Annotated in this window: 10 protein-coding genes; 1 reads left to right on the top strand and 9 read right to left on the bottom strand. The window is 67.8% G+C overall.

The window, feature by feature from the left end:
• The 3 genes from V7050_RS02725 to V7050_RS02715 all read right to left on the bottom strand — a co-directional run.
• Positions 1-525 (bottom strand): AAA family ATPase (locus V7050_RS02725; RefSeq protein WP_442885677.1); only part of this gene is annotated, 525 nt, incomplete at its 3' end.
• On the bottom strand, positions 522-1,421 hold the full coding sequence (locus V7050_RS02720; protein WP_324375073.1) for a polyphosphate kinase 2 family protein: 900 nt from the start codon (positions 1,419-1,421) through the stop codon (positions 522-524). The genes V7050_RS02725 and V7050_RS02720, both read right to left, overlap by 4 nt.
• A 123-nt stretch (positions 1,422-1,544) precedes the next feature.
• Positions 1,545-3,131 (bottom strand): arylsulfatase, encoded by a 1,587-nt coding sequence (locus tag V7050_RS02715; protein ID WP_324410217.1) that lies wholly within the window; start codon positions 3,129-3,131, stop codon positions 1,545-1,547.
• A gap of 366 nt (positions 3,132-3,497) precedes the next feature.
• On the opposite strand from V7050_RS02715, the gene V7050_RS02710 reads away from it, so the two are divergent.
• A complete protein-coding gene (locus V7050_RS02710; RefSeq protein ID WP_324374937.1) occupies positions 3,498-4,283 on the top strand; it encodes an inositol monophosphatase family protein in 786 nt (261 codons plus the stop codon).
• A 256-nt stretch (positions 4,284-4,539) separates the two neighbouring features.
• Here the strand turns inward: V7050_RS02710 and V7050_RS02705 are convergent, their stop codons facing one another.
• Genes V7050_RS02705 through V7050_RS02680 form a run of 6 tightly spaced genes read right to left on the bottom strand, consistent with a single transcriptional unit; the run spans position 4,540 to position 9,993 of the window.
• Positions 4,540-5,427, bottom strand: a complete 888-nt coding sequence (locus V7050_RS02705; RefSeq protein ID WP_324374939.1) for a DMT family transporter — start codon at positions 5,425-5,427, stop codon at positions 4,540-4,542.
• Positions 5,427-6,485, bottom strand: coding sequence for an adenosine deaminase family protein (locus V7050_RS02700; RefSeq protein ID WP_324374941.1), 1,059 nt, complete (start codon positions 6,483-6,485; stop codon positions 5,427-5,429). Before V7050_RS02700 ends, V7050_RS02705 begins: the two co-directional genes overlap by 1 nt.
• Positions 6,486-6,503: 18 nt before the next feature.
• Positions 6,504-7,427, bottom strand: coding sequence for a nucleoside hydrolase (locus V7050_RS02695; RefSeq protein WP_324374943.1), 924 nt, complete (start codon positions 7,425-7,427; stop codon positions 6,504-6,506).
• Positions 7,427-8,383 carry an ABC transporter ATP-binding protein gene (locus V7050_RS02690; RefSeq protein WP_324374945.1) on the bottom strand — a complete coding sequence of 319 codons (957 nt, stop codon included), beginning with the start codon at positions 8,381-8,383 and terminating at the stop codon, positions 7,427-7,429. The genes V7050_RS02695 and V7050_RS02690 overlap by 1 nt, the downstream gene beginning before the upstream one ends.
• Positions 8,376-9,158 (bottom strand): ABC transporter permease, encoded by a 783-nt coding sequence (locus V7050_RS02685; RefSeq protein WP_324374947.1) that lies wholly within the window; start codon positions 9,156-9,158, stop codon positions 8,376-8,378. The genes V7050_RS02690 and V7050_RS02685 overlap by 8 nt, the downstream gene beginning before the upstream one ends.
• 1 nt (position 9,159) lies before the next feature.
• Entirely contained in the window at positions 9,160-9,993 is an 834-nt protein-coding gene (locus V7050_RS02680; protein WP_324374949.1) for an ABC transporter permease, read from the bottom strand.
• Between the last annotated feature and the right edge of the window lie 19 nt (positions 9,994-10,012).

Raw genomic sequence — 10,012 nt, 5'->3', positions numbered from 1 at the left:
CTGCGCCTCGGGCAGGGGATAGGTGCCCTCCTGCTCGATCGGGTTCTGGGTCGCCATCACCATGAAGAGCGGCTCCATCACGTGGGTCTGTCCCGCGACTGTCACCTGCCGCTCCTCCATCGCCTCGAGCAGCGCCGCCTGCACCTTCGCGGGCGCACGGTTGATCTCGTCGGCGAGCACGATATTGGCGAAGATCGGCCCCGGCTCGAAGCGGAACTCGCCGCCCTTCTCGCCCTGGTAATAGACCTCCGTGCCAGTCACGTCGGAGGGCAGCAGGTCCGGGGTGAACTGGATGCGGCTGAACTTGCTCTCGAGGTTCTTGGCGAGCGCCTTGATCGCCCGGGTCTTCGCGAGGCCGGGCAGCCCCTCGACCAGCAGGTTGCCGTTGGCCAAGAGCCCGATCAGCAGCCGCTCGATGACCTCCCGCTGGCCGATGATCGCCTCGCCCATGCGCTCGCGCAGTGCCGCGATCTGCGCCCGCGCGTCGGAGGCGGCCTCGGCCGGGGCGGCATCAGGCGGGCTCACCCCTTCCTACCCTTCCCCGCCTCGGCCGCGAGCGCGCCGCGGGCCTCCGCGAGCCGCCGCCGGTAATCGTCGTCGACAATCGGGAACTTCGGATCGAGCGCCTCCAGCGCCTCCGCGAGCGCCGAGGAGATCACCATGCGCGCATACCACTTGTTGTTGGCCGGAACCACGTGCCAGGGCGCGTCCTCGGTCGCGGTGTTGCGGATCATGTCCTCGTAGGCGTCCATGTAGTCGCCCCAGTGCTCGCGCTCCGCGAGGTCGCCGAAGGAGAACTTCCAGTTCTTGTCCTCCTCGTCGATGCGGTCGAGGAACCGCCGCGCCTGCTCGTCCTTGGAGATGTGCAGGTAGAACTTGAGCACGGTCGTGCCGTTCTCGACGAGGTGCCGCTCGAAGCCGCGGATAGACCGGAACCGGCGCTCCCAGATGTCCTTGCCGCGCAGCGCCTTCGGCAGGCCCTGGCCCTCGAGGATCTCCGGGTGGACGCGCACCACCAGCACCTCCTCGTAATGCGACCGGTTGAAGATGACGATCTTGCCCCGCTGCGGCAGCGCGATCGCGTGGCGCCAGAGAAAGTCGTGCTTGAGCTCGACCGGCCCCGGCTGCTTGAACGACTTCACGTCGCAGCCCTGTGGGTTGATCCCGGTCATGACATGCTCGATCGCGCTGTCCTTGCCGCCGGCGTCCATCGCCTGCAGCACGATCAGCACCGCCCGCTCGTCCTCGGCGTAGAGGCGCTCCTGCAGCTTGCCCAGCCGCTCGAGGTTTGAGGCGATCAGATCCTTCGCCTCGTCCTTCTCCACGTCGAGGCCGGCCGTGTCGTCGGCATCGACCTCGCCGATCCTGAACCCCTTGCCCTCGACGACCCGGTGCCGCCCGGCCAGGTCCGCGGCCTTCATGCCGCCACCGCCGGATTGAGGAAATCGCGCAGGTTCCGCATGGTGTCCGCCGCCTCCTCGGGATCGGGTTCTCGCCCGCGGGGCATCGCGCACGCGCTCCCCGCGAGCCGGCTTCTCCGGCCGCTACTGGGCCATGCCGCTGAGCTGCCTCTCGAGCTGCTCCTGGATCTGGTCGACCGAGAAGCTCGCCGCCCGCTGCGACGGCGGATACTCCTCGAAGGTCGAAAAGAACCTGGACACCTCGACCTGCGCCGGTGTGAGCAGGAATACATGGTCCAGCAGCCAGTCGTAGTAGGTGTTCGACGTGATGTCCGCGCGCTCGTAGGGGTCGGCGCGGAGGTCGAACAACTTGGGGACCCGCAGCTGTGTGAACGGCTCTGCCCAGATGTTGAGGGTGCCGGTCTCGCGCTGCTCGGCGAAGACGACCTTCCAGTTCTCGTAGCGCAACGCGACGATGGCGCCGTCGTCGTTGAAGTAGAAGAACTCCCTGCGCGCCGTCTCGTCACTCTCGCCCGTCAGATAGGGCAGCTGGTTGTAGCCGTCGAGATGGACCTTGTACTCGCTACCGTTGATCGTGGTGCCCTCGAGCAGGCGGTCCTTGATGTCCGCGTCGCCGGCGGCGGCGAGCAGCGTCGGGAACCAGTCGAGCCCGGAGAACATGCCGGTCTTGACCGTGCCGGGCTCGATGTGGCCGGGCCAGCGGATCATGGCGGGCACGCGGAAGGCGCCTTCCCAGTTGGTGTTCTTCTCGCTGCGGAACGGCGTGGTGCCGGCGTCGGGCCACGAGTTCTGGTGCGGGCCGTTGTCGGTCGAATAGATCACGATGGTATTGTCTGCGACGCCCGTCTCGTCGAGTGCGTCGAGGATCTGACCGACGATCGCGTCATGCTCGATCATGCCGTCGGCGTACTCGGTCAGCGCCGTCAGGCCCGGTTCGCTGCGGTTCTCGTCCTTCACATGGGTGCGGAAATGCATCCGGGTGGTGTTCATCCAGATGAAGAATGGATTTCCCTGTTCCACCTGACGCTGCATGAAGTCGATGGCGGCAGCCGAGGTCTCCTCGTCGACCGTCTCCATGCGCTGCCTGGTCAGCGGCCCGGTATCCTCGATCTCGCCGTCGGCCGAGGAGCGGATCACGCCGCGCGGGCCGAACTGCTCGCGGAAGGCGGGATCCTGCGGGTAGTTGAAGTTCTCGGGCTCCTCCTCGGCGTTGAGGTGGTAGAGGTTGCCGAAGAACTCGTCGAAGCCGTGCGCGGTCGGCAGGAACTCGTCCTTGTCGCCGAGGTGGTTCTTGCCGAACTGACCGGTGGCGTAGCCGAGATCCTTCAGCGCCGAGGCGATGGTCACGTCGTCGTCCCTCAGTCCGACATCTGCTCCCGGCAGGCCGACCTTGGAGAGCCCGGTGCGAAGCGTCGACTGGCCGGTGATGAAGGTCGACCGGCCAGCCGTGCAGCTCTGCTCGGCGTAGTAGTCGGTGAACTTGATCCCTTCGGCCGCGATCCGGTCGATGTTCGGCGTCTCGTAGCCCATCAACCCGAAGCTGTAGGTCGAGAGGTTGGTCTGGCCGACGTCGTCGCCCCAGATGACCAGGATGTTCGGCGGTCCGTCGGCCGCCTCGGTGGCTTCCTGTGCCCAGGCCGCCCCGGTGGCCAGCAAGGCGATCGCCGTCGCCGCCGCGACCCGGCCGCGCACATGTGCATATAGCTGCATTCCAATCCTCCCTGTCTGGTTGCCAAGGTAGCAGCGATCGCATGCTTGGCAAGCCGTCGGGATGGTAGCACAATTCGGAATGCCGCGGCACCGGGCCATGGCGCTCCGGGCGGGGCGGTCGCTGCCCGGCGGTGCCCGCCGGGCGGGATTGTGACGCCAATTACGGCCCGAAGACTTCCGTCGACCCGGTCCCGCGGACAATCGCCTTCGCCCCCGCAACCCGAGGGCTCGCCGCTTGGCACCCATCGCGGCGCGCGCTATTCCGGGAGCCCGATGGAATAGGTGGTGGTCACCGGCTCCGGGGACACGCGTGAGCCTTCGCCTTTCGGGGTGATGCGAACCGCCAGCGACAAGGAACAGGCGAGCATGAGCGACGAAGTCACGAGGCGCCTGTCGCTGGCAGAAAGCACCGCCCGCGAGGCCGGCGCGCTGGCGCTCGATTTCTTCATGCGTCGCGGCGAGCTGGAGATCGAGGCCAAGACCAGCGCCCAGGATATCGTCAGCCGTGCCGACCGCGAGGTCGAGACGCTGATTCGCGCCCGCGTCGCGGAAAGCTTCCCCGACGACGGCTTCCTCGGCGAGGAATTCGGCGCGACGGCGGCCGCCTCCGGCTTCACCTGGGTGATCGATCCGATCGACGGCACCAGCCCGTTTCTCAGCGGGTTGCCGCATTGGTGCGTCTCGATCGCGGTGCATGACGGGCGCGACACGGTGGCGGGCGTCATCGCCGTTCCGACCGCCGGCGAGGTCTTCACCGCCCGGCGCGGCGGCGGTGCCCGGCTCGACGGCAGGCCCCTGCGCGTGCCCGATACCCTGAATGTCCTGAACGGCGTCGTCGGCATCGGCGCGAACCACCGCACGCCGCCCCGGGTCGCGGCAGGGGTCATCGAGCGGCTGCTGGAAGCGGGCGGCATGTTCTTCCGCAACGGCTCGGGGGCGCTCATGCTCGCCCATGTCGCCGCGGGGCGCCTCGCCGGTTACTGGGAGGCGCATATGAACGCCTGGGACTGCCTCGCGGGTCTCCTGATCATTGCCGAGGCCGGCGGTCGCTGCGCGCCTTTCTGCGACAGCCGCGACCTTTCGGATGGCGATGCCGTGCTGGCGGCGGCGCCCGGCGCCTGGGGCGGATTGCGCGCGGTGCTGGACGGCTGATGCCGGCTCCGGTTGACCGGAGCGGTTGGCGGTCCGTCCGACCAACATCTCGAAAAACTATGTAATAACAATAATATACTCCGCGTATCATTGTGTAACGCCTCCCCGGCGGACACGCCAGGGTGGGTTCGAAGCCGGCAGGCCGAGCGGATAGGGCGGAGGTCCCGTGACGGACACGGCCCGGATCTTGGCGAGCTCCGCGCCGCGACCGCCTCGTGCCAGCGGCCGGTCCGCCTGACCGCGCCCGCCGCCTCGGCTATCCCGGCTGCGGCGACCGCCGGCGCTGCAGCAGGATCGAGGCGATGATCAGCCCGGCGCCGAGATATTCGGCCGAGGTGAACCGGCTGGCATAGACCAGATAGGCCACGATCGCGGCGAAGACGGTCTGGAGCGCGAGCGCGTTGTTGACCATCGCGGCATGGACCCGTCCGACCCCGTAATTCGTCCCGAAGAGGAACAATACGTTCGCCGCACCCGCGACGAGCCCGATCCATGCCGCATGCCAATCCAGGCCCGAGAAACCGGACGCGCCCCCGGAGCGGACCAGCGATGCGCCCGTCAGGACGACGGCGGCCACCGCGAGCATCAGGAAGGTCTTCTCGACGATCGACAAGGTCTGCGAGATGCTGCGCTGCCCGAGGATGCCCGCGCTCATGAAGAAGCCCGCCCCGAAGGCCGCCACCATCGCCAGGCCGTCGGCGCGCGAAAGCGTGAAGCTGGTGCCGATCACGAGCGATGCGCCGAGGCTGGCTAGGGCGATGCTGGCGATCTGGCGCATGTTGAACCGCTCGCCGAAGAGCAGGAAGCCGGCGATCGCCGGAAAGGGCATGGCCATGACCGTCGCGGCCGAGCCGTATTTCCCGTTGATATAGGCGAAGGTGTTGAGCGAGATCGCGACCACGTAGATCGACACCGAGGAGAGCGCGATCCTCCAGAGATCGCCGCGCTCCACCTGCCCGAGGCGTCGGCGCGCCGCCGGCCGGAGCATCAGGGGCAGCAGGATTGCCGCGCCCAGCGCGCAGCGCAGCGCCACCTGCTCGATGACCTCCAGCGACCCCGAGAGCGCGCGCGAGAAGACCCCCATGACCGACCCCAGCGCCGCGGCGCCCACGAGGGCGAGCGCCCCCCGAAGCGCCTGGTTCATCAGGCCAGCCCGTCGCAGGCGTCCTGCCAGGCCGACCGGAACTCCCCGGCCAGGCGGTCTCGGGTTGCGGCATCCAGCCAGGCGGCCTCGAGCCCGGTCCATATCATGCGCTCGATCTGATCGCGGTCGGCGCCGAAATCGCGGTGCATGGAGGCCCAGACCCGGTTGGGCGAAGTGTTGTGGAAGGTCGGATCGTCGGTATTGGGATGAATGCGCAGCCCTGTTTCCAGCATCCGGCGGATCGGGTGCCGCTCCGCCCATTCCGTGCGCGGCAGCGTGCGCAGGTAATAGGAATTGGTCGGCACCACCGTCACCGCGAGGCCCAGATCGACGATGCGCGCCAGGAGCTCCGGATTGTCGAGCACCGTGTAGCAATGGTCCAGCCGGTCGACCTGCAGCAGGTCGACCGCGGTCTCGACGTTGCGCCAGTGACATCCGAACTCACCGGCATGCATGGTGGTCTTCAGCCCCGCGGCGCGCGCCCTGCGGTAGGTCTTCCAGAACTTCTCGGGCGGGTGGCCGGTTTCGAGATAGTCCGAGCCGATCCCGACCGCGCGCTCGTCGGGATGGACCAGGGCCCGTTCCAGCATGGTCACGGCGTGCTCGGGATCGGCCTCCCGGTCGATCGCATGGATCAGCCGGGCGAGGATCCCGAGATCCCTTTCGGCATCGGCCATGGCCGCGGTGATCGCCGCCTGGGCAGCAGCGAAGCCCATGGCGGGGTGATGGTGCAGCGTGCCGGTGGAGTTCCAGAACAGCTCGGCATGGCGGACGTTCTCCCGCGCCATGTCCTCGAGGCATTCGTAGGTCAGGCGATGCAGGAATTCCGGCCGGCCGAGCACATATTGCTCGAGGAAGCGAAAGGCGTGCAGCACGCCCTTCGGCTTCTCGCCGCGGATGTAGAAGGCGGCGATCTCCTGCGGCGTGATCGGTGCGCCCGCCGCGGCCGCGAGATCCTGGAAGGTCTTCTCGCGGATCGTGCCGTAGAGGTGGCAATGGATGTCGACCTTCAGGATTGCGGCGAAGAAGGTATCGGGAAGCGCCGGAACGCCAGCCATTGAAGTCTCCTGCATGGGTCAGACCTGCGCCAGCGCCGACAGGCACCGGTCACGGATCGCGGGTGCATCGAGGTCGGTGGCCAACCAGCCGTTCGGCCGGGGACTCGTGAAATCGGTCACGGTGCGGCCGCGGGTCAGGGCGCCGCTGCATTCGACCTGGATGCGCGCCGGGGTGAAGGTGAAGAGCTCGGGGGCGATCAGCGCCGCCGCGGCCACGGGATCGTAGAGCGCCATGGCGGGCCTCCCCCGGGAGAGGGCGATGTCCAGGTAGCCGCCCAGGAGCTGCGCCATCGCGACGCTGTTCCGCCCCTCCGCGGCCGCGAGCGCCGTCACGTCGGCCTCGTCGATCAGCACCCTGCGGCAGGCGTCGAGATCGAGGAGATGCAGGGCGACGCCGCGATCGAGGAGGATCTGCACCGCTTCGGGATCCGCGAAGGCGTTGAATTCCGCCGACGGCGTATGGTTGCCCCGCCCCACCGCACCGCCCATCCAGACCAGCCGGCCGATCCGGTCGAGCAGGTCCGGGCGCGCCAGGGCCAGGATCGCCAGGTTGGTCAGGGGTCCGAGGGCCAGGATGCTGCGAGGCTCGTCCGCGCCTTCGAGCCACGCGCTCAGCGGCGGCAGGAACGGGCCGAAGGAGGCGGCGCCGGCGCATGCATCCGCGTCGAAGAGCGGCGCCTCCCCCCGGAGCGGCAGCGCGGAGTCGCCCAGGATTCGCTGCGCCGTCTCCTGCGGCCCGATGACGGGGCGCGCGGCGCCGGCGAAGACGGGAAAGTCCCATTGCAGCATGGTTCCGAACCCGGCCGCGTTGCGCGCCACCTGGGCGAGCGGCGCGTTGCCGGCGACGAGCGACATTCCGTCGATCGGGACATGGCGGGCAGCGAGGACCACCGCGAAGGCGTCGTCGCTGCCCATGTCCGTATCGATCCAGATCCCGGCCATCAGGCGGCTTCCAGCCGCACCGCCTCTCCCTCGGGCAGGTCGAACCGGACCTTTTCGCCCTCGCCGAAGGCGGGCAGCCCGGCCCGCACGCTTCCCTTGATTTCGCCCAGCGTCGAATCGATGACATAGGTCCGGTAGTCGCCGCCGAAGGACATGCCGCGGATCGTCCCCTCATGCGGTCCGTCGCCCAGCCTTATGGCGGTGGGGCGCCAGGCCAGAAGGCCGCCGTCCCGCCCCGGAAGGATGTTCTCGAAACCGAAGAAATCCGCGGCGAACCGGCTGCGCGGGGCGCTGTACATCTCCTCGGCGAGCCCCGACTGGACGATCCTGCCGTCCTTCATCAGGACGATCCGGTCGGCCAGCGCCAGGGCCTCGCTCTGATCGTGCGTGACGAAGATCATGGTGACCCCGGTCGTCTTCTGGATGTCCTTGAGCACCATCTGCATCTCGAGCCTGAGCCGCGCGTCCAGGTTGGAGAGCGGCTCGTCGAGCAGCAGCACCTTGGGCTCGACCACCAGCGAGCGCGCCAGCGACACGCGCTGCTGCTGGCCGCCGGACAGGTCGGGCGTCAGGCGGTTGGCGAAATCGCGGAGCCCGACGGAGTCGAGGCCCGCCATCACCCGTTCCCTGATGTTGGGCGCCTTGCGCATCTTCAGCCCGAAGGCGACGTTCTCGAAGACGGTCAGATGCGGGAAAAGCGCATAGGACTGGAAGACCAGCCCGACCTCGCGAAGGGACGGCGCCAGGCGCGTGACGTCGCGCCCGTCGATGCGGATGGTCCCGGATTTCGGCGTCATCAGGCCGGCGATGGCGCGCATCGTCGTGGTCTTGCCACAGCCCGAGGGCCCCAGAAGCGCGATCAGCTCGCCCTTGCCGATGCCGAAGCTCAGCTCGGGCACCGCAACGGCGTCGCCATAGGCGAGGGTCAGTTTGTCGACGGAGACGAAGTCAGACATAGCGAGAGAACCCCAGAAATCTTTCGGCCAGGAAGACGATGCCGACCGACATGATCGCCAGAAGGCAGGCGAGCGCCGCGACCGACGGGTCGTAGGTGGTTTCCATGTAGGCGAGCATGTCGATGGGCAGCGTCCGCACCCCGGGACCGGAGAGGAACAGCGAGACCGGAACCTGGTTGAAGGAGGTCACGAAGCCCAGGATGAAGGCCGCCAGGATGCCGCCCCTGATGTTGGGGAACACGACGCGGAAGAACGACCCGAGCCGCGAGCAGCCCAGGATCAGCGCGGCCTCCTCGACATCGACCCGCAGATTCTGCAGCGACGAGGTCACCACCCGCACCGCATAGGGCAGGATGAGCGCCGCATGCGCCAGGAACAGCGCCGCCATGATCGTGAACCCGGTCGGGATCACCAGATACCGCAAGAGCGCCAGGCCTACGATGATGCCCGGCACGATCAGCGGCGACGACACGGCGAGCTGGATCGCCCCGGCGCCGGGGATGTCGTAGCGGGCGATGGCATAGGCCGCGGGCACGCCGACGATCAGCGCCGTGAGCGTCCCGAACACTGCGAGGAACATCGAGATCAGGAAGGAGATCCGGAAGCTCTCGACGGTGAAGACCTTGATGAACCACTTGAGCGACAGCCCGTCGGGCGGGAAGGCGAGGTTGTTTCCCGCGGTGAGCGCCGCGAGGATGATCACGATGAACGGACCGATCAGGAAGACGAGCGTCAGCCCGATGATGGTCCCGGTGGCAGTGCTGGACGGCTTCATCTCAGGCCCTTCGGTTGCGCGGCTTGGCCAGACGCTTGAGCAGCAGGTTGGTGACGATGCTCATGACGACCAGGATCATCGCGATGACGCTGGCGGCGGCGTAGTCGTTGGCGACGGTCACGCGCTGGTAGAGCAGCGTCTCGAGCATCAGGACCTTCGAGCCGCCCAGAATGGCCGGGGTGATGTAGGCGGTCATCGAGCCGGCGAAGACCAGCGTTCCGCCCACCACCAGACCCTCGCGCGTGAGGGGCAGGATGACCCGGAAGAAGACGCTGAACCAGTTCGCCCCCAGCACCCGCGCCGCCGGCACCACGTCGCGCGGCATGTTCTCCATCGACGAGATGAGCGCGATGATCATCAGGGGCAGGAACAGCTGCAGCAGGCCGATGAAGACGGCGGTCTCGGTGAAGAGGAGCTGCAGCCCCTCTTCGGAGAGGCCGAGCCCGACGATCACCTGGTTGACCAGTCCGGTCCGGCCGAGGATGACGAGCCAGGCATAGGTGCGGGCCACGGGCGAGATCATCAGCGGCAGGATGATCAGGGCGAAGACCCTGCCGCGGGACTTGGGCGAGAGCTGGACGATGCTGAAGGCGGCGGCATAGCCGATGACCGCAGAGGTCAGCATGACCCAGAGCCCCAGGCGCAGCGAGCGCCAGAAGACCGTGTTGTTCAGTTCCGAGGAAAAGAACTCCACATAGGCTCCGAGGCTGAAGCCGCCCTCGCTGCCGGTGAAGGCCTCCGACAGGAGGATGCCCACCGGCAGGAGGAAGAGCACCGAGGCGAATACCGCTGCCGGCAGAACCAGCAGCAGGCCCGTGTTCTTGTTCTCAAACATCGCTCTCGCCCAACTCGCC

The sequence above is a fragment of the Amaricoccus sp. genome, from assembly GCF_036846665.1.
In the GTDB taxonomy this organism is placed as follows: Bacteria; Pseudomonadota; Alphaproteobacteria; order Rhodobacterales; family Rhodobacteraceae; genus Amaricoccus.
This window is presented reverse-complemented; position numbering and strand designations above follow the sequence as displayed.

Excerpts from the sequence above, each read along its gene's own strand:
- V7050_RS02720 (WP_324375073.1), bottom strand. The coding sequence starts at position 1,421 with ATGAAGGCCGCGGACCTGGCCGGGCGGCACCGGGTCGTCGAGGGCAAG.
- V7050_RS02680 (WP_324374949.1), bottom strand. The coding sequence starts at position 9,993 with ATGTTTGAGAACAAGAACACGGGCCTGCTGCTGGTTCTGCCGGCAGCG.
- V7050_RS02715 (WP_324410217.1), bottom strand. The coding sequence starts at position 3,131 with ATGCAGCTATATGCACATGTGCGCGGCCGGGTCGCGGCGGCGACGGCG.
- V7050_RS02710 (WP_324374937.1), top strand. The coding sequence starts at position 3,498 with ATGAGCGACGAAGTCACGAGGCGCCTGTCGCTGGCAGAAAGCACCGCC.
- V7050_RS02690 (WP_324374945.1), bottom strand. The coding sequence starts at position 8,383 with ATGTCTGACTTCGTCTCCGTCGACAAACTGACCCTCGCCTATGGCGAC.
- V7050_RS02695 (WP_324374943.1), bottom strand. The coding sequence starts at position 7,427 with ATGGCCGGGATCTGGATCGATACGGACATGGGCAGCGACGACGCCTTC.
- V7050_RS02705 (WP_324374939.1), bottom strand. The coding sequence starts at position 5,427 with ATGAACCAGGCGCTTCGGGGGGCGCTCGCCCTCGTGGGCGCCGCGGCG.
- V7050_RS02700 (WP_324374941.1), bottom strand. The coding sequence starts at position 6,485 with ATGGCTGGCGTTCCGGCGCTTCCCGATACCTTCTTCGCCGCAATCCTG.
- V7050_RS02685 (WP_324374947.1), bottom strand. The coding sequence starts at position 9,158 with ATGAAGCCGTCCAGCACTGCCACCGGGACCATCATCGGGCTGACGCTC.